This is a genomic window from Gordonia sp. 11cp (assembly GCF_057767225.1).
In genome coordinates, this window is the sequence record NZ_CM173437.1 from 4,077,951 (window position 1) to 4,099,156 (window position 21,206).

Annotated in this window: 17 protein-coding genes; 9 read left to right on the plus strand and 8 right to left on the minus strand. The window is 70.0% G+C overall.

The window, feature by feature from the left end; genetic code table 11:
• Positions 1-729 (minus strand): amino acid ABC transporter ATP-binding protein, encoded by a 729-nt coding sequence (locus AC3B6C_RS18280; protein ID WP_488376299.1) that lies wholly within the window; start codon positions 727-729, stop codon positions 1-3.
• A 134-nt stretch (positions 730-863) separates the two neighbouring features.
• Here AC3B6C_RS18280 and miaB point away from each other — a divergent pair, with 134 nt between their 5' ends.
• Both miaB and AC3B6C_RS18290 read left to right on the plus strand, forming a co-directional pair.
• Positions 864-2,396 carry a tRNA (N6-isopentenyl adenosine(37)-C2)-methylthiotransferase MiaB gene (miaB, locus tag AC3B6C_RS18285; RefSeq protein ID WP_488376300.1) on the plus strand — a complete coding sequence of 511 codons (1,533 nt, stop codon included), beginning with the start codon at positions 864-866 and terminating at the stop codon, positions 2,394-2,396.
• A gap of 21 nt (positions 2,397-2,417) precedes the next feature.
• Entirely contained in the window at positions 2,418-3,068 is a 651-nt protein-coding gene (locus tag AC3B6C_RS18290; RefSeq protein WP_488373691.1) for an Rv2732c family membrane protein, read from the plus strand.
• A gap of 21 nt (positions 3,069-3,089) precedes the next feature.
• Here AC3B6C_RS18290 and AC3B6C_RS18295 read toward each other — a convergent pair whose 3' ends face one another.
• Complete coding sequence (locus tag AC3B6C_RS18295; RefSeq protein WP_010840849.1) at positions 3,090-4,505, minus strand: DUF349 domain-containing protein; 1,416 nt, start codon at positions 4,503-4,505, stop codon at positions 3,090-3,092.
• A 312-nt stretch (positions 4,506-4,817) separates the two neighbouring features.
• On the opposite strand from AC3B6C_RS18295, the gene AC3B6C_RS18300 reads away from it, so the two are divergent.
• Genes AC3B6C_RS18300 through hflX form a run of 4 tightly spaced genes read left to right on the plus strand, consistent with a single transcriptional unit; the run spans position 4,818 to position 8,952 of the window.
• Complete coding sequence (locus tag AC3B6C_RS18300; protein WP_488376301.1) at positions 4,818-5,588, plus strand: class III extradiol ring-cleavage dioxygenase family protein; 771 nt, start codon at positions 4,818-4,820, stop codon at positions 5,586-5,588.
• Entirely contained in the window at positions 5,585-6,505 is a 921-nt protein-coding gene (gene miaA, locus AC3B6C_RS18305; RefSeq protein WP_488373692.1) for a tRNA (adenosine(37)-N6)-dimethylallyltransferase MiaA, read from the plus strand. Before AC3B6C_RS18300 ends, miaA begins: the two co-directional genes overlap by 4 nt.
• The gene (gene dapF, locus AC3B6C_RS18310) at positions 6,495-7,427 is read left to right on the plus strand and encodes a diaminopimelate epimerase (RefSeq protein ID WP_010840852.1); all 933 of its coding nucleotides are present in this window, start codon (positions 6,495-6,497) and stop codon (positions 7,425-7,427) included. Before miaA ends, dapF begins: the two co-directional genes overlap by 11 nt.
• Positions 7,428-7,479: 52 nt before the next feature.
• A complete protein-coding gene (gene hflX / locus AC3B6C_RS18315) occupies positions 7,480-8,952 on the plus strand; it encodes a GTPase HflX (RefSeq protein WP_055474684.1) in 1,473 nt (490 codons plus the stop codon).
• An 18-nt stretch (positions 8,953-8,970) separates the two neighbouring features.
• Here hflX and AC3B6C_RS18320 read toward each other — a convergent pair whose 3' ends face one another.
• From AC3B6C_RS18320 to AC3B6C_RS18335, 4 genes are all read right to left on the minus strand, one after another.
• Positions 8,971-9,231, minus strand: coding sequence for an HPr family phosphocarrier protein (locus tag AC3B6C_RS18320; protein WP_010840854.1), 261 nt, complete (start codon positions 9,229-9,231; stop codon positions 8,971-8,973).
• Between the two features lie 110 nt (positions 9,232-9,341).
• On the minus strand, positions 9,342-11,435 hold the full coding sequence (locus AC3B6C_RS18325) for a PTS fructose transporter subunit IIABC (protein WP_488373693.1): 2,094 nt from the start codon (positions 11,433-11,435) through the stop codon (positions 9,342-9,344).
• Between the two features lie 74 nt (positions 11,436-11,509).
• Positions 11,510-12,475, minus strand: a complete 966-nt coding sequence (gene pfkB / locus AC3B6C_RS18330) for a 1-phosphofructokinase (RefSeq protein ID WP_488373694.1) — start codon at positions 12,473-12,475, stop codon at positions 11,510-11,512.
• Positions 12,472-13,242, minus strand: a complete 771-nt coding sequence (locus AC3B6C_RS18335) for a DeoR/GlpR family DNA-binding transcription regulator (protein ID WP_010840857.1) — start codon at positions 13,240-13,242, stop codon at positions 12,472-12,474. Before AC3B6C_RS18335 ends, pfkB begins: the two co-directional genes overlap by 4 nt.
• Positions 13,243-13,392: 150 nt before the next feature.
• Between AC3B6C_RS18335 and AC3B6C_RS18340 the strand changes: the two genes are divergently transcribed.
• Entirely contained in the window at positions 13,393-15,102 is a 1,710-nt protein-coding gene (locus tag AC3B6C_RS18340; protein ID WP_488373695.1) for a phosphoenolpyruvate--protein phosphotransferase, read from the plus strand.
• Here AC3B6C_RS18340 and lexA read toward each other — a convergent pair.
• A complete protein-coding gene (gene lexA / locus AC3B6C_RS18345) occupies positions 15,080-15,784 on the minus strand; it encodes a transcriptional repressor LexA (protein ID WP_488373696.1) in 705 nt (234 codons plus the stop codon). The two genes, AC3B6C_RS18340 and lexA, sit on opposite strands and share 23 nt — an antisense overlap.
• Positions 15,785-16,051: 267 nt before the next feature.
• On the opposite strand from lexA, the gene AC3B6C_RS18350 reads away from it, so the two are divergent.
• Both AC3B6C_RS18350 and nrdR read left to right on the plus strand, forming a co-directional pair.
• Positions 16,052-16,591 (plus strand): LysM peptidoglycan-binding domain-containing protein, encoded by a 540-nt coding sequence (locus tag AC3B6C_RS18350; protein WP_010840861.1) that lies wholly within the window; start codon positions 16,052-16,054, stop codon positions 16,589-16,591.
• A 99-nt stretch (positions 16,592-16,690) separates the two neighbouring features.
• Entirely contained in the window at positions 16,691-17,182 is a 492-nt protein-coding gene (gene nrdR / locus AC3B6C_RS18355; protein ID WP_010840862.1) for a transcriptional regulator NrdR, read from the plus strand.
• On the opposite strand, the gene hrpA is transcribed toward nrdR, so the two are convergent.
• Positions 17,156-21,145: an ATP-dependent RNA helicase HrpA gene (gene hrpA / locus AC3B6C_RS18360; RefSeq protein ID WP_488373697.1), complete on the minus strand. Its 3,990-nt coding sequence runs from the start codon at positions 21,143-21,145 to the stop codon at positions 17,156-17,158. The genes nrdR and hrpA overlap by 27 nt on opposite strands.
• Between the last annotated feature and the right edge of the window lie 61 nt (positions 21,146-21,206).

The following is a 21,206-nucleotide window of genomic DNA, read 5'->3' on the forward strand; positions in this document are numbered from 1 at the left end:
TCAGTGCCCCAGGATCTTGCCGAGGAAGTCCCGGGCGCGATCGGTCGAGGGATTGCTGAAGAAGGTCTCCGGGTCGGAGTCCTCGATGATCGCCCCGTCGGCCATGAAGATGATGCGGTCGGCGGCCTTGCGCGCGAAGCCCATCTCGTGGGTCACCACCACCATCGTCATGCCCTCTTTCGCGAGGGACACCATCACGTCGAGCACCTCGTTGACCATCTCCGGGTCGAGCGCGGAGGTCGGCTCGTCGAACAGCATGATCTTGGGGTCCATCGCCAGCGAGCGGGCGATCGCCACCCGCTGCTGCTGGCCGCCGGAGAGCTGGGCGGGGTACTTGTCCTTCTGACTGGCGATGCCGACCCGCTCGAGCAGTTCGAGCGCGCGCTTGCCGGCCTCGTCCTTGCTCTTCTTGCGCACCTTGATCGGTGCGAGGGTGACGTTGTCGAGAATCGTCTTGTGCGAGAAGAGATTGAAGGACTGGAAGACCATGCCGACATCGGCACGGAGCCGGGCGAGATCCTTGCCCTCGGCGGGTAGGACCTGACCCTCGACGAGGATCTCACCGCCGTCGATCGGCTCGAGGCGGTTGATCGTGCGGCAGAGGGTGGACTTGCCCGACCCGGAGGGTCCGAGGACCACCACGACCTGACCGGCGGGGACCTCGAGATCGATGTCCTTGAGGACGTGCAACGACCCGAAGTGCTTCTGCACCCCGCGCATCGCGATCATCGGCTCGGACCCAGGGTCCGCGGACTTCCTCGGCGAAATGGTCATTGCCGAACCCTATCCGCCGACCTGCGTACGGGTGTCCTGTGGGAGTCGATTTGCCTGCGCCCCGTACCCTCGTAAGGGTGAGTATCGAGTTGTCGGATCGGCCTGAGCAGGCAGCACCCGCCGCGCGTAGCTATCAGGTTCGCACCTACGGCTGCCAGATGAACGTCCACGATTCCGAGCGGATCGCCGGTCTCCTCGAGGACGCGGGGTATGTGCGCGCCGCCGAGGACGACGCCGCCGATCTCGTCGTCTTCAACACCTGCGCGATCCGCGAGAACGCCGACAACAAGCTGTACGGCAACCTGTCTCATCTCGCGCCGGTCAAGTCGGACCGGCCAGGCATGCAGATCGCCGTCGGTGGATGCCTCGCCCAGAAGGACAAGGACACCGTGCTGTCGCGGGCGCCGTGGGTCGACGTCGTGTTCGGCACGTACAACATCGGATCGCTGCCCGCGCTGCTCGATCGTGCCCGCCACAACGACGCCGCCCAGGTCGAGATCCTCGATGCGCTCGAGCGGTTCCCGTCGACCCTTCCGGCCAAGCGGGACTCCGCCTACTCGGGCTGGGTGTCGGTGTCGGTCGGGTGCAACAACACCTGCACGTTCTGCATCGTGCCGTCGCTGCGTGGCAAGGAGGTCGACCGCCGGCCGGGTGAGGTGCTCGCCGAGGTACAGGCCCTCGTCGACCAGGGCGTCGTCGAGGTGACCCTGCTCGGCCAGAACGTGAACGCCTACGGCATGTCCTTCGCCGACCCCGACCAGCCCCGCAATCGCGGTGCCTTCGCCGAGCTGCTGCGCGCCTGCGGTGACATCGAGGGGCTCGAACGCGTCCGGTTCACCTCCCCACATCCCGCCGAGTTCACCGACGATGTGATCGAGGCGATGGCGCAGACGCCGAACGTGTGTCCGCAACTGCACATGCCGCTGCAGTCCGGGTCGGATCGGATCCTGCGCGCCATGCGCCGCAGCTATCGGCAGTCCAAGTTCCTGGGCATCCTCGACAAGGTCCGCGAGGCCATGCCGCATGCGGCGATCACGACCGACATCATCGTCGGATTCCCCGGCGAGACCGAGGAGGACTTCCAGGCCACCCTCGACGTCGTCGAGCGGGCCCGCTTCTCGAGTGCGTTCACCTTCCAGTACTCGCCCCGCCCCGGCACCCCCGCCGCGACGATGGCCGACCAGGTGCCGCCCGACGTGGTCGCCGACCGCTACCGCAGACTCATCGCGTTGCAGGAGCGGATCTGCCTGGCGGAGAACGAGGCACTGGTCGGGACCGAGGTGGAGTTGCTCGTCGTCGCCGACGAGGGGCGCAAGTCGGCGAAGACACAACGCATGACCGGCAGGGCCCGCGACGGCCGGCTGGTGCACTTCGCACCCGGCACGGCGTCGGGCATCCGCCCCGGCGACATCGTGCACACGCAACTCACCGCGGCCGCGCCGCACCATCTGATCGCCGATTCAGGCGTCCTCGCGCATCGCCGGACCCGCGCCGGCGACGCGCACGAACAGAGCCGCACCCCCACCACCGCGCCCGTCGGCGTCGGGCTCGGACTGCCGGGGGTCGGTGCCCCCGCTCCGGTGCCGGCCGACGCCGGTTGCGGCAGTGCCTGTGGCAGCTGACCATCATTTCGAAGTGAGGCGATGACCATGTCCGACCCCGAGAAGAAGCCCGAGCCCGAGAACATCTCCGGCCCCGAGAACAAGGCCGACACCGAGAAGTCGACGTTCGCGGAGTACGAGAGCGACCTGCGCAAGGCCGAACGCCGGGTGGCCGGCGAGATCGATCCGGGAGCACGGGCGGTCGTCGTCGCCGTGGCCGTCGTCCTCGCCATGGTGTCGATGGTGTTGCCGCACACCGGATCGGTCACCGGCCTCGACGTCCTCACCTTCACGCCCGAGGCGGCCGCCGAGCGCGTCACGATCGTGTCGAGGATCTTCGTCTACCTGGTGACGATCTTCGGAATCGTCGTCTCGATGCTCGCGCTGCTGACCCGGCGCTGGTTCCTGGCCTGGATCGCCCTGTGCGGGTGCGCCATCGCGTGCGTCGCCGGGATGCTGGCGTGGTGGTCGCGCAACACCCCGGGCGTCGGCGGCATCGAGCCGCCGTCGGGCGTCGGCATCGGCCTCGTGCTGGGCTGGATCGCGGTCTTCGTGCTCACGTTCCATTGGTCGCGCGTGGTGTGGGCCCGGAGCTCCTACCAGCTCGCGCTCGAGGACGAACGGCGTCGCCAGGCCGCCGAGCAGGAGGCCTACGCCGCGGCGCTCTACCACAAGAAGCCACACCAGCCCTGACCCGGCGAACGCCGGTCCGGCTCAGCGGTCGGTGACGGCGTTCTCCGCGGCGTCGGCCCACTCGCGCCACTGCGCCGCCTGGTCGCGTAGCTTCGCGGCGTCGCGGTCCTTGCCGCGTTCGGCGGCCTTGCGTGCCTGGTCCTCGAGCTGAGCGGCGCGGTCGGCGAACTGCGCCGCACGCGCCAGCGCCTCGGGATCGGTGCGCTGCCACTGCGCGTCCTCGGCGTCGCGGATGCGCTTCTCCAGCGCCCGCGCACGGGCCTCGAGGCTGTGCATCTGGTCACGCGGGACCTTGCCGAGTTCGTCCCACTGGTCGCGGAACGACCGGAACTCGCGCCGGGCGGCGTCGAGGTCGGCAGCCGGGTCGATCGCCTTCTCGGCGGCGTCGAGCAGCGCGATCTTGGCGGTCGCATTCGCGCTGAACTCCGCGTCGCGTTCCGACGACGCCGCGTTGCGAGCTCCGAAGAACACGTCCTGGGCGGCCTTGAACCGCTGCCACAGTGCCTCGTCGGTGTCGCGCGGTGCGCGGCCGGAGGCCTTCCACTCGGCGAGCAGTTCCCGGAACTTCGCCGAGGTCGGACCCCAGTCGGTCGAGCCGGACAGCTCCTCGGCTCGCGCGATCAGCGCCTCCTTGCGTTCCTTCGCACCGGCGCGCTCCCGATCGAGTTCGGCGAAATGCGCACCGCGCCGGCGGTTGAAGGCGTCGCGCGCCTTCGCATAGCGCTTCCACAGCGCGTCGTCGGTCTTGCGGTCGACGCCCTTGATCGACTTCCACTCGTCGAGGATCTCGCGCAGTCGGTCGCCGGCACTCTTCCAGTTGGTCGCGTCGGCGCCGATCTGTTCGGCCTCGGTGGCGAGGACTTCCTTGCGGGCGACGGCATCGGCCCGGGTCTTCTCGCGTTCGGCGCGGATCGTCTCGGCCACCTCATCGGCGCTGCCGACGATGGCCTCGAGCCGGCGCTGCAGCGCGGCGACGTCACCGATGACGTGCGCATTGGGCAGCTCGTCGAGCAGGTGCTTGGCGGCGCCCTGCGCCTTGCGCGGGTCGCCCGACCGTGCGGTGAGCCGTTCCTCGAGGATTTCGACCTCGGTGGCGAGATCGTCGAACCGGCGTCCGAAGTGCGCGAGTCCCTCTTCGACCGTGCCGGCCTGCCACGAACCGATCTCACGTTCCCCGTCGTCGGTCTTCAGCCACACGACACCCGATTCGTCGATCCGGCCGAAGCGGTGCGGATCGGCGGTGACGAGGTGCGTGACGACCGGCTCCGACGCGACGCCCGGTCGCGGACCGGGTTTGGGGCGCGGACCGGGTTTCGGTGAGGGCGGCGGTGCGCTCTGGCTTGTCGGCTGGCTTGCCGACGTTGCCTCCGTATCGGGTGACGTTCCGGTCGGGGCTGACGATTCGGTCGCGGGTGCCGATTCGGTCGGGTTGGTCATCTGCACGTGTCCTGCCGCTCTGTGGTGCCGCGCGTCACGGCTGCCGGTCGCTGGAGTCGATCCTCGCTGGGCATCCGATGCCCCGCGATCGCCGACGAGTACCGTTCCATTCAAGCAGTTCAGGCCCGTCGATGTGGCGTCCGTGCCGAGTTTGTGGGTCGCGGAGCGAGCGGGCCGAAAGTTCCGGCGCCGGGAGCGGAGCGAGCGGGCCGAATGTCACGGCGCCGGGAGCGGAGCGAGCGGGCCGAATGTCACGGCGCCGGGAGCGGAGCGAGCGGGCCGAGTGTTCTCGACTAGCGTCGTGGTGTGCTTGTGGCCGTCGTCTTCGTTCCGAGTGCTCCGCTGCTCGTTCCCGAATTGGCCGGTCCGGCCGCGTCCGACACCGAACCGGTGCGTCGGGCCGTGCTCGACGCGGTCGCAGGCGTGGGCGAGCTCGGTGTCGACCGATGGGTGGCTCTGGGGACCGCCGACGAGGCGACCCCCGGCAGCGTCGGCGAGCCGGTGCGGGGGACCTTTGCGCGTTTCGGTGTCGACGTCCCCGTCATCACGGACACCGAAGCCCCGACGGATACTGCGGCCACAACGGAAACGGCGGTCGACGGCGCGACGCGCCGGATGAGCCTGTCGGTCCTCATCGCCGGCTGGGTCGCCCAGCGGATGTCACTCGGCCCGCTGCGCGTGTGCAGCGTCGGGTCGACGACGCCACCCGCGGACTGCGTGGCGCTGGGTACGGAACTGTCCGCGCGCCTCGACGACGACACCGAGCGGGTCGGGGTCCTCGTGGTGGGTGACGGATCGACCGCGCTGACGGACAAGGCCCCCGGCGGGGGTCGTCGGGAATCCGCCGTGGAGCTGAACGACGCGGTCGTCGTCGCGCTCGCTTCGGCGGACACGACTGCGCTGGCGGCGCTCGATCCGCAGGAGTGCGATGCCGAGGGCGTCGGTGGCCGGGTCGCGTGGCAGGTGGCGGCCGGGCTCGTCGGTGACCGGCCGGTCCGGGCGGAACTCGACTTCGCCGACGCGCCCTTCGGGGTCGGGTACGTGGTCGCGAGGTGGACCGTCGAGAACGGCAAGCGCCGGTGAGTACGCCGCCCGTGCCCATCGCGGTCGTCGGCCCCACGGCCGGTGGCAAGTCCGACCTGGCCCTCGACCTGGCCGAACGGCTCGGCGGGGAGATCGTCAACATCGACGCCATGCAGCAGTACCGCGGTATGGACGTCGGGACCGCCAAGCTCCCGCCCGGTGAGCGCCGCGGCATCCCGCACCATCAGCTCGATGTGCTCGACGTGACCGAGGTGGCGACCGTCGCGCGCTATCAGGAGGCCGCACGCGCCGACGTCGACCGGTTGCGCGCCGCGGGGCGGGTTCCGGTGATCGTCGGCGGATCGATGATGTACGTCCAGGGACTCCTCGACGACTGGCAGTTCCCGGCGACCGACCCCGAGGTCCGCCGACGCTACGAGGACATGCTCGACGAGCGGGGAGTGGGCGCGATGCACCGGTTGCTCGCCTCGGTCGACCCGGCCGCTGCGGCGACCATCCTCGACACCGACGCTCGCCGTATCGTGCGGGCGCTCGAGGTGGTCGAGTTGACCGGTGCGCCCTTCGCCGCGTCACAGCCCGTGATCGGCGAGCCGCGCTGGGGCACGATCATCCTCGCCCTCGACCGGGACACCGAGGAACTCGACGACCGGATCCGGCGGCGCACTCGGGCGATGTTCGAGCAGGGCCTCGTCGACGAGGTGGAGGAGCTCTGTTCCCGCGGTCTGCGGCAGGGACGCACCGCGTCCCAGGCCATCGGCTACAAGCAGGTGCTCGCGGCCCTCGACGGCGAGTACGACCTCGCGCAGGCCGAGGAACTGACGTTCATCGGCACCCGGCGGTATGTCCGTCGGCAGAGGTCGTGGTTCCGGCGCGATCATCGGGCCGTGTGGCTCGACGCCGCCGCACCCGACCTCCTCGACCGAGCGCTGCGTGTCGTCGACCCCGATGCCCCGTAGGCTGTTCAGCGTGACTTCCGCCCCGCAGAGCAGTGCGCGCGACGGCCTGCCTTTCGTCAAGGGCCATGGCACCCAGAACGATTTCGTGATCCTCGCCGACCCCGACGCCGCTCTCGCGCTCGACGCCGAGATGGTGGCCGCGCTGTGTGACCGGCAACGAGGGATCGGGGCCGACGGATTGCTGCGCGTCGCACGCTCGGATGCCCTGCTCGCCGCCGGCGTCCTCGACGCCCTGCCCGACGGGGTGTCGGCCGACGACTGGTTCATGGACTACCGCAACGGCGACGGCTCGGTGGCCGAGATGTGCGGCAACGGGGTACGCGTGTTCGCGCACTTCCTGCGAGCATCGGGACTCGTCGACACCGACACGTTCCCCGTCGGTTCCCGCGCGGGCGCCCGGGGAGTCACCATCCATTCGTTCGACGCGGTGCACGCCGAGGTCACGGTCGAGATGGGCGTGGCACGCCTGGACGGATCGTCGGTGGTCCGCATCGGCGACGACATCTATCCCGGCGCGATGGTCGACGTGGGCAACCCCCACCTGGCATGTGTCGTCGCGGACATGACCCCGGCCGACCTCGAGGCGGTCGACTTCGGCGCCGGCGTCACCATCGAGGCCGACGACTTCCCCCACGGCGCGAACGTCGAATTGCTGACCCCGCCCGTCGAGGGCCCCGATGGGGGTCTGAGCGCGCGGATGCGGGTCTTCGAGCGGGGCGTCGGCGAGACGCGCAGCTGTGGGACCGGGCTGGTCGCGGCGGCGCGGGCGGCGCTCGACGCCCGTGGCGCCGATGCGGGGGAACTGCGCATCGGCATCCCCGGCGGTGAGGTCACCGTGACGATCCGTCCCGACGGATCGACCCTGCGCGGACCGTCGATGCTCGTCGCCGACGGGGTGCTGCGGCCCGGCTGGGCGCGCTGAGCACGATATTCGCGTGCTCGTATCCGGGCGGACATGAGACCATGGACCGCGTATGACCGAATCACGAGAAGACATCATGACCGCAGCCGATCTCGGTGTCCGGGACACCGCGGATCCGACCGGTGCGGGTCCGACCGGTGCGGACCCGACCACCGGTGAACTCCAACTGTCCGAGCGCGCGTCTCTGCAACGCGTCGCGGGACTCTCCACCGAACTCACCGACGTCACCGAGGTCGAGTACCGGCAGCTCCGGCTGGAGCGGGTGGTCCTGGTCGGCGTGTGGACCGAGGGCAGCGCGGCTGCGGCGAAGGCCAACATGGCCGAGCTGGCCGCGCTCGCCGAAACAGCCGGCTCGCAGATCCTCGACGCGGTGATCCAGCGTCGGTCCAAACCCGATCCCGCCACCTACATCGGCAGTGGCAAGGCCGAGGAACTCCGCGAGATCGTCCTCGCGACCGGTGCCGACACCGTCGTCTGCGACGGTGAACTCACCCCCGCCCAGCTGAACGCGCTGGAGAAGGTGGTGAAGGTGAAGGTCATCGACCGCACCGCACTGATCCTCGACATCTTCGCCCAGCACGCGACCTCGCGGGAGGGCAAGGCGCAGGTCTCTCTCGCCCAGATGGAGTACATGCTCCCGCGGCTGCGCGGCTGGGGTGAATCGATGTCCCGGCAGGCCGGTGGCCGAGCGGGAAGCAACGGCGGTGTGGGCCTTCGCGGTCCCGGTGAGACCAAGATCGAGACCGATCGTCGCCGGATCCGGGAGCGGATGGCCAAACTGCGCCGCGAGATCCGCGGCATGAAGAAGGCCCGGACGACGAAACGTGCTGCGCGCAAGAGTGGTTCGATCCCGACGATCACCGTCGCCGGGTACACCAACGCCGGCAAGTCCAGTCTGGTCAACGCGATGACCGGTGCCGGGGTCCTCGTGCAGGACGCGTTGTTCGCGACCCTGGATCCCACCACGAGGCGCGCCACCCTCGACGACGGCCGCGCCGTCGTCTTCACCGACACCGTCGGGTTCGTCCGACATCTGCCCACGCAGCTCGTCGAGGCCTTCCGTTCGACCCTCGAGGAGGTCGTCGACGCCGACCTGCTGCTCCATGTCGTCGACGGCGCAGATGCCTTCCCGATGGCACAGATCTCGGCCGTCCGTCAGGTCATCAACGACATCGTCGCCGAGGAGGGCGTCACCGCGCCGCCGGAGTTGCTCGTCATCAACAAGATCGACGCCATCGACGGCAACCGCCTCACCGAGTTGCGCGGGGCGCTCGGCTCGGATGCGGTGTTCATCTCGGCCCGCACCGGTGAGGGACTGCCCGAACTCTTCGGGCGGGTACGCGAATTCGTCGGGCGCGAGGACGTGGAGATGACCATCGAGGTGCCGTTCGACCGCGGCGACGTCGTCTCTCGCGTCCACAGCGAGGGCGAGGTCATCTCCTCCGAGCACACCGAGGCCGGCACGACGATGAAGGTCCGCGTCCCGGCCGCATTCGCGGGCGAGATCGCGGACCTCCGGGTCTGAGGGCCCCGCCGTCCGGGTCTAGTCCGCGTCGAGGTCCTTCTCGACGAGGGTGACGATGGCGTCGAGCGTGGCCTGATCGTCGGCCGTCACGACGACCCGGGTGCCCTTCTCGGCTCCCAGCGTCATGATCATCAGCGCCGACCCCGCGTCGACCGGGTCGCCGCCCTCGAGGCCCAGCGTCACCGGGTTCCCGGCTTCGGCGACCGCCTCGGCGATGATCGTGGCGGGGCGGGCGTGGAGGCCGACGGCGGAGCCGACGGTGGCGGTGGTGCTGGGCATGGGAACTCCTTCGGGTGGGTTGGGGTGTCGCGTGCGGTGGGTTGTGGTGCGATCCGGTGCCGGGGTCCGACCCGGATGTCGCGGGGTCGTGTGAACGTGTCGTCGTGGCGTCAGGCGGCGACCGCCTCGAGTTCGTCGAAGGCGACGGCGTCGCGACTGCGGTGGACCTGCTTGGCCGCGATCACCAAGACGGCGGACAGGACGGTACCGGCGACGAGCGCGACGAGGAACAACACCCAGTTGTTCATCGCGAAGAAGACGAAGATGCCGCCGTGCGGGGCGCGGAGTTCGACGCCGAACGCCATGATCAGTGCGCCGCTGAGTGCGCCGCCGGCCATCATCGACGGGATGACGCGGAAGGGATCGACCGCCGCGAACGGGATGGCGCCCTCGGAGATGAAGGACGCGCCGAGAAGCCATGCGGCCTTGCCGTTCTCGCGCTCCGGTTCGGTGAACAGGCCGGGACGCAACACCGTGGCGAGGGCGAGCGCCAACGGGGGGACCATGCCGGCGCACATGACGGCGGCCATGATCTGGTACTGCGCGGTGCCTGCGGTCGCCGCGTCGGCGATGCCCGCGGTGGCGAACAGATACGCGGTCTTGTTGACCGGTCCGCCGAGGTCGAAGCACATCATCAGGCCGAGCACGACGCCGAGGGCGATGGCCGATCCGCCGGACATGCTCTCCAGACCGCTGTTCATCTGCTCGGTCAGCCACGCGAGAGGTTTGCCCAAGACCATGTAGAGCAGTCCGCCGACGATCATGCTGCCGAACAGCGGGATGACCACGACCGGCATCAGGCCACGCGCCCACTGGGGCACCGGGGTTCGAGCGATCCACAAGCACACCACGCCGGCGATGAGACCGCCGATCAGTGCGCCGATGAAGCTGGCGCCGACCGCGAGCGAGACGATGCCGGCCACGAAACCGGGTGCGATGCCCGGGCGGTCGGCGATCGCGAAGGAGATGTAGCCCGCGAGCACCGGGACCGCCAGCCCCATGATCCCCGAGCCGATCGCGAAGCTCACCGCGCCCAGATACTGCAGGAGTCCGCCCGACGGCAGGTCCCAGAGGCTGTTGTTCAGCGCGATGAAGGCACCGTCGCTGAGGGTGCCGCCGTCGTCGAGGGTCGTGTTGGCGACCTCGTAACCGGCGAGGAGGAATCCGAGTGCGATGAGCAGGCCGCCGGCGGCGACGAACGGGATCATGTAGCTCACACCGGTCATCAGCGCTTGGCGCGTGCGGCCGGCGAGGCCGACACCTGATCCCGACGACTCGTCCCCGCCGGCGTCCGCGCCGTCGGCGGTGACCCGTGTCGCGTTCGGGTTGCGTCCCGCCGCGACCGCCTCGGCGATCATCGCGTCGGGCTCGTTGATCGCGCGTTTCACCCCTGACGCGATGACGGGTTTGCCGCTGAACCGGTTGCGGCCCTTGACCCCGACGTCGGTGGCGAAGATGACCGCGTCGGCCGAGGCGATCACGTCCGGATCGAAAGCGGTCGTGGCCGAGGACCCCTGGGTCTCCACCGCGAACTCGACACCGGCCCGTTCGGCGGCGTACTTCAGTGCATCGGCGGCCATGTAGGTGTGGGCGATCCCGGTCGGACACGCGGTGATCGCGACGATCCGCGGCTTCGCCGGTGCCTGGTCCGAATCGCTACGTACCGGCGAGCTCTCGGACTTCGCGGTCGACACCGCCGTGTCCGCGGTCGCCGGGGAAGCGGTTGCCGGGGCAGCCGGAGCCGGGGGCGCGGGATCGACGGCTTCGTTGACCAACTCGATCACGCGCTCCTCGTTCTCCGCCGCGCGCAGCGAGGCCACGAAGTCGGGCCGGACGAGCGAGCGGGCCAGCGAGCTGAGGAGTTTCATGTGCGCGCTGGCACCACCTTCGGGGGCGGCGATGAGGAAGACCAGGTCGGCCGGCCCGTCCGGTGCGCCGAAGTCGACCTTGCGGGACAGTCGCGCCATGGCGAGACTGGCCGCGGTCACCGACGCGGTGCGGGCGTGCGGGATGGCGATGCCGCCGGGAAGTCCGGTCGCGGACTTGGCCTCCCGGTCGAGAGCGGCCCGCGCGAGATCGGCGGGATCGGTGGTCCGGCCGGCCGCGGCGAGCGCATCGGCCAGGGTCGTGATGACGGCGGCGGGATCGCCGCCGGCGTCGACGTCGAGACTCACCGTCTGTGCGGTGATGATCTGCTCGGTCATGGGATGTCCTTCGGTGAACGGGGTGGAACAGGGCGGGGGTATCGGGCGGGCGGTCCGGGTTACGGGATGTGGCGTCAGGTCATGCGGGCGGCTCCCGACAGTTCGGTCACCCGGACGCCAGGGAGGTCGAGGTGGTCGGGAGTCGGAGCCTGTGTTCCCGCCAGTGAGGCAGCCGCGGCGCCATACGCCACCGCCGACCGGAGGGACTCGGCGGGCGAGGCCCCGGTGCTCTGTGCGATGAGGAAACCGGCGAGCGAGGAGTCGCCCGCGCCGACGGTGCTGCGCGGGACGATCGGTGGAGGCGTCGCCGACCAGACGCCTGACGCGGTGACCAGGACGGCGCCGGCGGACCCGAGCGTTGCCAGGACGTTGCCGCCGATCTGCTCCGCGATCGTGGTCGCGGCCTCCACCACGGGGCCGAGATCGTTGCGGGAGAGAGCGTCTCGGAGTATCGCCGGGTCGGCGCCGGTCAGCTCGGCGAGCTCGTCCTCGTTGGGTTTGATCAGGTCGACGCGACCGGCGACGACGGCACGGAGCGGAGCGCCGGAGGTGTCCACCGCCACCCGGCATCCGGCGAGGACGAGGTCGTCGGCGATCGAGCGGTACCAGTCATCGGGAACGCCGGGCGGCAGCGAGCCGCAGAGGGTGACCCAGTGCGCGGAGTCGGCGTGAGCGCGGACGAGTCCGACGAGTGCTTCGCGATCCTGCGTCGTCAGGGCGACGCCCGGCGCGTTGATCTTGGTGGTCGTCCCGTCCGACTCGGCGATGGTGATGTTGGAGCGGACCTCGCCGTCGACTGGCACCGCGTCGTAGGGGAGTCCGAGGTCGTCGAGTGCGGTGCGCAGCGGATCGCCCGACCGGGCGGGGAGCAGGGCACGGGTGGACAGACCGGCGGCCGCGACGACGCGGGACACGTTGACACCTTTGCCGCCGGGTTCGGTGCGGACCACGCCGGCACGCTGCACCTCGCCGCGGGCGAGCGGTGCGCCGAGTTCGAGGGTGCGGTCGAGGCTCGGGTTCGCGGTGACCGTCACGATCATGCGATCACCACCTCGACGCCGCGCGCGGACAGGGCCGCCGAGAAGGCCGGGTCGATCCCGGAGTCGGTGATGAGGACGTCGACGTCGTCGATCCCGGCGAACGAGGACAGGTCTTCGCGGTCCATCTTCGAGCTGTCGGCGAGCACCACGACGCGTTGCGCGGCCGCCACCATCGCCGCCTTCACCGCCGCCTCGTCGGGGTCGGGGGTCGACAACCCGTGGGACTCGCTCAGACCGTTGGTGCCGAGGAACGCGGTGGTGACGCGCAGCCGGCGGAGTGCGTCCACCGTCTCGACGCCCACGGTGGCCTGGGTGAGACCGCGGACGCGTCCGCCGAGAGCATGGAGGCCGTCGGGATGGGTGCCGGCCAGCAGACCGGCGATGGGCAGGCTGTTGGTGAACAGGGTGAGTCTCCGATCCGGCGCGGTGGCCTCGGCGGCGCGGTAGGTCGTGGTGCCGGCATCGAAGAGCACGGAACCGCCGTCCGGCGGCAGGAAGCGGATCGCCGCGCGGCCGATCGCGGTCTTCTGTTCGATCTGGCTCGACTCGCGCTCGTCGATCCCGAGTTCGCCCAGAGCCCGCATGACCTCGGCGCGGACGGCACCTCCGTGGACACGCTGCAGATGCCCGGCACGCTCCAGAACGGCGAGGTCTCGACGGACGGTCTCGCTGGTGACGTCGAATTTCTCGGCGAGCGCGGCCACGGATGCCCGCCCCGCGACGCGCACCTCGTCGACGATCGCCTGTTGTCTCTCCTCGGCGTACACATCGCTCCGATCTGAAGGTTCCAGCCACCCCGCTTGTTGAGGCGTGTTGGATTGGATGTTGTAGTAATTGTGTTTACGCCTGTTTGTGTTGACAAGTCAAGCACTTTTTGTAACGGTGGTCACATCGATAGTCGAGTGAGAGGCAAGACGATGGCGCAGATCCTGACAGGGACCCCGGTGGTTGGCGGACTGGCGCACGGTCCGGCGCTGTGGCCGGGCGAGCGGCCCGATCACTCGCCGGAGACGCTCGGCGTCGGCGTGGAGATCCCCGAGGAGCGGCGCGCCGACGAGGTGACGCGCTTCGCCTCGGCTGCCGGGGCCGTCGCCGCGCGACTGCGCACGCGCGCCTCCCAGAACACCGGGGTGGCCGCCGAGGTGCTCGCGGCGACCGCGGGGCTGGCCGAGGACCGGGGATGGATCGGTTCCGCCACGGCGCTCATCACCAAGGGCGCCTCCGCCGAAGCCGCGGCCGTCGCGGCCACCGAGCAGTTCGCGGCGGTGTTCACCAAACTCGGCGGGCTGATGGCCGAGCGGGTCACCGATCTCAACGACGTCCGCGACCGCGTGCTCGCCGAACTGCTCGGCCTGCCCGAGCCGGGTGTGCCGACACCGCAGGTGCCGTCGGTGCTGCTCGCCGACGATCTTGCGCCCGCCGACACCGCCGGCCTCGACCCCGCGAGCACGATCGCCCTCGTCACCCGATTGGGCGGCCCCACCAGTCACACCGCGATCATCGCGCGGCAGCTGGGCATCCCGTGCGTCGTCGCGGTCACTGATCTGGCCGAGATCGATTCCGGCACAACCGTTCTCGTCGACGGAACGACCGGCCGTATCGAGGTCGAGCCCGACGCGGACACGGCCCGGGCACGCGTCGAGGAGGACCGGCGACGCGCCGAGGTCGTCGCCGGCTGGACGGGTCCGGGGCGCACCGCCGACGGCGTGGGTGTGTCAGTGCTCGCCAATGTCGCCGACGGATCGTCGGCACGGGCCGCGGCCGGACACCCCGTCGAGGGTGTCGGACTCTTCCGCACCGAACTCGCCTTCCTCGAACGCGCGGACGAACCGTCGGTGGACGAGCAGGCCGGGATCTACCGTGAGGTCCTCGGTGCTTTCGACGGGCGGAAGGTGGTGATCCGCACCCTCGACGCCGGCTCGGACAAACCGCTCCGCTTCGTGACGCATCCCGACGAGTCCAATCCGGCGCTGGGGGTCCGTGGGGATCGAATCGCCCTGGCGCATCCCGAGATCCGCGCACATCAGCTCGACGCGATCGCGCTGGCCGCCGTCGGCTCGAAGGTCGCGCCGTGGGTCATGGCGCCGATGATCGCCTCGCCGGCGGAGGCGCGGGTGTTCGCCGCGGAGGTCCGGGGTCGGGGTCTGGTCGCGGGGGTCATGATCGAGGTGCCCGCGGCGGCGATCCTCGCCGAGGCCGTGCTCGCGGAGGTGGACTTCGTGTCCATCGGTACCAACGATCTGACGCAGTACACGATGGCGGCCGATCGGATGTCGGCCGATCTCGCCGGGCTGACCGACCCGTGGCAACCCGCCGTGCTCAGCCTGATCGCGGGTGTTGCCGCCGCGGGTGTCCGACAGGGAAAGCCGGTCGGGGTCTGCGGTGAGGCGGCCGCCGATCCGAATCTCGCCTGCGTCCTCGTGGGTCTCGGGGTGACCTCGCTGTCCAGTGCGCCCGCCGCGGCCGCGGCGGTGGGGGCCAGGCTCGGTGCGGTGACCACACAGGACTGCCGCGCTGCCGCCGACGCCGCGCTGGCCACATCCGATCCTGCCGCGGCGCGCGAAGCGGCCGCGGCAGTGCTCGACCGTTCGGTCGGCGGAGAGGTCAGATTCGCCGCATCACGGTGACGACCTTGCCGAGGATCACGGCGTCGTTGCCCGGGATGGGATCGAACAGTTCGTTGTGCGGCATCAGCCACACGTTGGCGCCCTGACGCTTGAAGGTCTTCACCGTGGCCTCGCCGTCGATCATCGCCGCGACGATGTCGCCGTTGTCGGCGACGTTCTGCTGCCGGACCACCACCCAGTCGCCGTCACAGATGGCCGCGTCGATCATCGATTCGCCCACGACGCGCAGCAGGAACAGCGAGCCTTCGCCGACCAGCTCGCGAGGAAGCGGGAACACGTCCTCGACCGCCTCCTCGGCCAGGATCGGACCACCGGCCGCGATACGACCGAGGACCGGCACGAAGGTCGGCTCCGGTAGCTGGCCGGTCGAGGGGGTCTCCGGCGACGGCGGCTCGCTCGGGGCGATGTTGACCGCGCGGGGTCGGTTCGCATCTCGCTTGAGCAGGCCCTTGCGTTCCAACGTTCGCAGCTGGTGGGCAACCGACGATGTCGAGGCGAGCCCGACCTCGTCGCCGATCTCGCGGATGCTGGGCGGATAACCGCGCTCGCGAACCGAGCGGCGGATCACCTCCAGGACCCCGAGCTGTCGCGGGGTGAGTGAGGCCTCGGCGGCGGCGACGTCGATCGGGGCCTCGTCGTCGACTCCCCGCGCTCGGCCGCGCCTGTCGCCGGTGTCACTCATGTTCGGTTCCTCTCGTCTTCGGAACGTGCAGGTAGATGGCCCGTGGGATGTCCGGTGGGGATGTTCAGCCGGGTCCGAGCCTAGCGGAGTGCGACCCTCACCTCAAACATTTGTTCGATGTGTCGCGAGACTTTGTCGGTGCGCCGTGCTACAAATTCGAACATCAGTGCATCGAACACCTGATCGAAGTTCGAACACCGACAGCACCACACACCACACCAGAAGATCTCACCCAGAGGATCTCGCACCGAACACTCGGAGGGCACCATGCGCACCGACACTCTCGTCGCTCCCGTCCGTACCGACCGTCCCGACACCGTTCGGGCGCGTACCGATCGCGCCGATCGCGTCCGGACCCGTGCCCCGCTGTCCGACGGTCGCCGCCCGGTCGACAACCGGCCGGCAGGCAACCGTCCGGCGGGCGGGTCACCGCTGACCCCGCGTGTCGGCGCCACGAGCTGCGGCTCGGCGGTGGGGTCCAGGGGCCGGGGCCCTCTCGCGCCGGATGCCGCGGTGTTCCGTCGCCGTCGCCGCACCGCGGTGGCGGTCCTCGCCGGCGTCGGGCTGGCGTTCGTCGTGTGGGTGTTCGGCGTCGTCGGCCAGAACTACTCGGACTCGATGACCCCTGCCGCCGTGAGTGCGGAGGTCGTCCACGTGCGCGCGGGGGACTCCCTGAGCACGATCGCCGGCCGGGTGGCGCCGGAGATGCCGCGCGAGATCGTGATCGACGAGATCGTCGCGATGAACGATCTGCCCACGAGTGCGCTGCAGGTGGGCCAGCCCCTGCTCACCCCCCGGTACCGCTGAGGCCGGGCGGTATCCTCGATGTCACAGGGGCCGGCCGAGAAGCGGCGGGGCGCACGGATTCGGTGCGTTCCAGCGTCCCGCGACCTGCGTGAGGACACGATGCGCTGCCCCTTCTGCAAGAACGACGACACCAAGGTCATCGACTCGCGTGTCGCAGACGAAGGGCAGGCCATCCGACGCCGCCGCTCGTGCGTGGAGTGCGGCCGCCGTTTCTCGACCGTGGAGAGCGCCGTGCTCGCCGTGGTCAAACGCAACGGTGTGACCGAGCCGTTCAGTCGCGAGAAGGTGATGCGCGGTGTCCGACGCGCCTGTCAGGGCCGACACGTCGCCGAGGACGCACTCGCCCAGCTCGCCCAGCAGGTGGAGGACACCGTGCGCGCCAGCGGATCGGCCGAGATCCCCAGCAACGAGGTCGGTCTGGCGATCCTGGGTCCGCTCCGCGATCTCGACGAAGTGGCGTACCTGCGGTTCGCCTCGGTGTACCGGTCGTTCGACTCGGTGGAGGATTTCCAGCGCGAGATCGACGACCTGAAGTCGGCGTCCGGCGGGCGGGCCGACACCGTCTCAGCCGAGCCGGTCCAGAGCTCGTAGGACCCGTTTCTCCGAGACGGGAAACGCGGTACCGAGACGCTGGGCGAACAATCCCACGCGTAGTTCCTCGACAAGCCACTGCGCTTCGTCGTCGACGATCGCCCGTCGGTGTTCCGGCACCTGTTCGAGTCGTTGGGCCCACCGTTCGACGACTCGATCGATGACCGCCACACCGGCCTGGTCGCGCGATGCCGACCCGGGCAGCGCCTCCAGACGTGCCTGCGCACCTTCGAGGTAGCGCGGCAGGTTCTCCAGGTGCCGTCGGGCGGTGGCTGCGACGAATCCGTCGAACACGAGGTGGTCGATCTGCTCGGCGACGTCGTCGGCGGCCAGCGAACCGGCGTGCCGGTCGATCGCCGCCCGGACCGGCGCCATTCGTTCGAGCGCCGCGACGGCGAGCGAGAAGTAGTCCGGTGCGGCCTCGGTGATCCGTGGCCGGATACGCTCCAGGAAGTCCGAAAATGCCTGTGGTGAGCGAAGAGCCGTCAGCTCGGCGTCGTCGACGCCGGCGACGGTGTCCCGGATGGCCCGTCGTGTGCAGTCGGCGAGCAGCGCCTCGGTGTCCGCATACGGGCTCTGGCTCAGGGCGAGTCGGGCCGCCGGGCCCAGGGATCCCGCGATTCGCTTGTGCAGCGGTGGTATCGCCAGATCGAGGAGGGCGACGATGCCGCGACGCAGCAGCCGGTCGCGGGTCTCGGGAGTCGCAGCGTCGACGGCGATGACGCCTCGCGTGCGTCCCTTCTCGTCGGACACCGCGTCGATCGTCGGGTACCTGGTCAGCCGTTGTCCGGCGACGTCGACCGTCTTCTGGTCGGCGAGCGTGCCGATCCCGTCGGCGGTCCAGTTCCGGTACAGCGTGCGTGACACCGTTCTCGGTGCCGCCGGCGTCCGGGTCTGCTGGAGCTCGGACAACGAGTCGGCCCGGGCGATGATCTGTCCGGATCCGTCGGCGACCGCGAAATGCATCCGAAGGTGTGCCGGTACCCGGTCGGTGTCGAAATCGGCTGCGGTGACCGTCATCCCGGTGATCGCGGAGAGTTCGCGAGCGAGCCCCGCGGTCAGCGGTTCCTTGCGCGGGGTGAGCCGGCCGAGGGCCGCCTCGGCGAACCGTTGGGCGGGGGACATGCTCTTGCGCAGCTGTTTCGGCAGGGTCTTGACCAGCGCGGTGGCCAGTTCGGTACGCATCCCGGGGACCGACCAGTCGAAGCCGACCGGGCGGATGTGGGGGAGCAGTGCCTGTGGGATGACGACCGTGACCCCGTCGTCGGGTGCGCCGGGCTCGAACCGGTACCGCAGTTCGAGTCGTGTGTCGCCCTGCTGCCATGCGCCGGGGTAGTCCGTCGGAGCCACCTCGGTGCCACCCGTGACGTCTTCGGGACGCAGGTCGAGCAGATCGGGCTCGGCCCGCCGGGCCTTCTTCCACCAGGTGTCGAAGTGACGTGCGGAGGTGATGTCGGGCGGTAGGCGCTGGTCGTAGAACTCGAAGAGCTGATCCTCGGTGATCACGAGACCGCGGGTGCGCGTGCGGTTCTCGACATCGGTGGCGGCGTCGAGGAGATTGCGGTTGCGCTCGAAGAACCCGTGTTGCGTCCGCCAGTCACCCTCGACCAGGGCGTGCCGGATGAACAACTCGCGCGAGACCTCCGGGTCGATGGGGCCGTAGTCGACGCGCCGACGGGCGACGAGGGGGACCCCGTAGAGGGTGACGCGCTCGTAGGCCATGGCCGCGCCGCGTCGGGCGGACCAGTGCGGCTCGCTGTGGGTGCGTTTGACCAGGTCGCCGGCGAGGCGCTCGGCCCACAGGGGGTCGATCCCGGCGACGGTGTGCGCGAAGAGCCGCGACGTCTCCAGGACCTCGGCGGCCATGATGAAGGCCGGCGGCTTCTTCGCGAGGGACGAGGCGGGGAAGATGAGCAGTGTCGTGTTGCGCGCGCCGGTGAACTCGCGGCCCTCGGTGTTGCGGGCGGCGATGTTGCTCAACAACCCGGACAGGATGGCCCGGTGGACGGCGTCGGCGTCGAGCTCGGTCGCCGCGACCGACCAGTCGAGGTCCTTGACGATCTCGGTCAGCTGTCGATGGAGGTCCTGCCATTCCCGGATGCGCAGGAAGTGCAGGTACTCACGCTCGCACATCCGACGGAAACCGCTGCTGGACATCGCTTTACGCTGTTCGCCGAGGTATCGCCACAGCTCCACGTACGACAGGAAGTCCGACTGGGGCACGACGAAGCGCCGGTGCTGGGCGTCGGCGGCCTCGCGGTGTTCGGCAGGCCGTTCCCGGGGGTCGGGGAGGGACATCGCGGCGGCGATGACGAGAAGGTGATCGAGGCAGCCGAGCTCGTGCCCGGCGATGAGCATCCGGGCGACCCGGGGATCGACCGGAATCCGCGACATCGACCGGCCGATCGGGGTCAGTCGCGGGGGGCCGCCCTCACTCGGGACGGTGATGGCGCCGAGTTCGGTGAGAACACCCATCCCGTCGCGGATCGCCCGGTCGTCGGGCGGTTGGACGAACGGGAACTCGGCGATCTCACCGAGCTTGAGGGAGGTCATCTGCAGGATGACGGCGGCGAGATTGGTGCGCAGGATCTCCGGGTCGGTGAACGCAGGCCGGGACTCGAAGTCGTTCTCGCTGTAGAGACGGATACAGACACCCGGCGCGACGCGACCGCAACGACCGGCGCGCTGCCGGGCGCTGGCCTGCGACACCGGTTCGATGGGAAGGCGATTGACCTTCGTCCGGGTCGAGTATCGACTGATCCGGGCGGTGCCGGTGTCGATGACATACCGGATGCCGGGCACGGTGACCGAGGTCTCGGCCACATTGGTCGCCAGCACGATCCGGCGCCCGTCGGAGGGGGCGAACACCTTCTGCTGCTCGGCGATCGACAACCGCGCGTACAGCGGCACGATCTCGGCAGCCGGCCCCTTGCCGCCGACGGTGCGGCGACGCAGCGCGTCCGCGGTCTCCCGGATGTCCCGTTCGGTGGGCAGGAACACGAGGATGTCGCCGCGGCCACCCGCCCACAGTTCGTCGACGGCGGCGTCGATGCCCTGGATCTGGTCGAGGTCGGCGTGTTCGCCACCGCCGGCGTCGTCACCGTCGTCGGGCCGCTCCTGCAGGCTCAGCGGACGGTAGCGGATCTCGACCGGATAGGTACGGCCCGACACCTCGATGACGGGGACCGACGCCGAGGGGGTGCTGAAATGCCGCGCGAACCGGGCCGGTTCGATCGTCGCCGAGGTGATGATCACCTTGAGATCCGGCCGCCGGGGCAGCAGCCGGCGCAGGTATCCGAGGATGAAGTCGATGTTGAGGCTGCGCTCGTGCGCCTCGTCGATGATGAGGGTGTCGTAGCGGCGCAGCATCGGGTCCGTGGCGATCTCGCGCAGCAGGATGCCGTCGGTCATGACCCGGACGAGGGTGTCGGCACCGGACCGGTCGGTGAACCGTACGGAGTAGCCGACCGCGTCGCCGAGTTCGGTTTCGGTCTCGTCGGCGATGCGTCTGGCGACCGAGCTCGCCGCGATCCGGCGGGGCTGGGTGTGGCCGATCGACCCACGGATGCCGCGGCCGAGTTCGAGGCAGATCTTCGGCAGCTGGGTGGTCTTGCCCGAGCCGGTCTCGCCCGCGACGACCACGACCTGGTGGTCACGGATCGCCGCGGCGATCTCGTCCCGGGCCGCCGAGACGGGGAGCTCGTCGGGGAATCGCAGGACCGGCACGCTCGCCCGCCGCCGGTCGAGACGGGCACGTGCCTTGTCGACGTCGGTGACGAGCTGCTGCCACTTCGCGGCATCGGGACGCGCCGAGAGCCGGTCGATGCGACGCCGCAGCCGGTCGGCGTCGACGAGGCCCACGTCGTCGAGTGCGCCGAGGAGGTCCGCGCGCGAGACGCTCGATGCATCTGTGGACGAGGCACTTCCCGAGGACGGGGAGGGGGAGGAAGACGGGGCCGACATGATCTCTCCAGGATATGGGTCGGTGCGGACCGGAGTTCACCCCAGTGGCCGCGCACGGCGC

Bases quoted from the DNA above. Each gene is read 5' to 3' on its own strand.
- AC3B6C_RS18325 (WP_488373693.1), bottom strand. From the start codon at position 11,435: ATGACCGAGCAGATCATCACCGCACAGACGGTGAGTCTCGACGTCGAC.
- lexA (WP_488373696.1), bottom strand. From the start codon at position 15,784: ATGAGTGACACCGGCGACAGGCGCGGCCGAGCGCGGGGAGTCGACGAC.
- pfkB (WP_488373694.1), bottom strand. From the start codon at position 12,475: ATGATCGTGACGGTCACCGCGAACCCGAGCCTCGACCGCACCCTCGAA.
- dapF (WP_010840852.1), top strand. From the start codon at position 6,495: ATGCCCCGTAGGCTGTTCAGCGTGACTTCCGCCCCGCAGAGCAGTGCG.
- AC3B6C_RS18340 (WP_488373695.1), top strand. From the start codon at position 13,393: ATGGCGCAGATCCTGACAGGGACCCCGGTGGTTGGCGGACTGGCGCAC.
- hrpA (WP_488373697.1), bottom strand. From the start codon at position 21,145: ATGTCGGCCCCGTCTTCCTCCCCCTCCCCGTCCTCGGGAAGTGCCTCG.
- AC3B6C_RS18295 (WP_010840849.1), bottom strand. From the start codon at position 4,505: ATGACCAACCCGACCGAATCGGCACCCGCGACCGAATCGTCAGCCCCG.
- hflX (WP_055474684.1), top strand. From the start codon at position 7,480: ATGACCGAATCACGAGAAGACATCATGACCGCAGCCGATCTCGGTGTC.
- nrdR (WP_010840862.1), top strand. From the start codon at position 16,691: ATGCGCTGCCCCTTCTGCAAGAACGACGACACCAAGGTCATCGACTCG.
- AC3B6C_RS18280 (WP_488376299.1), bottom strand. From the start codon at position 729: ATGATCGCGATGCGCGGGGTGCAGAAGCACTTCGGGTCGTTGCACGTC.
- AC3B6C_RS18350 (WP_010840861.1), top strand. From the start codon at position 16,052: ATGCGCACCGACACTCTCGTCGCTCCCGTCCGTACCGACCGTCCCGAC.
- AC3B6C_RS18290 (WP_488373691.1), top strand. From the start codon at position 2,418: ATGACCATGTCCGACCCCGAGAAGAAGCCCGAGCCCGAGAACATCTCC.
- AC3B6C_RS18320 (WP_010840854.1), bottom strand. From the start codon at position 9,231: ATGCCCAGCACCACCGCCACCGTCGGCTCCGCCGTCGGCCTCCACGCC.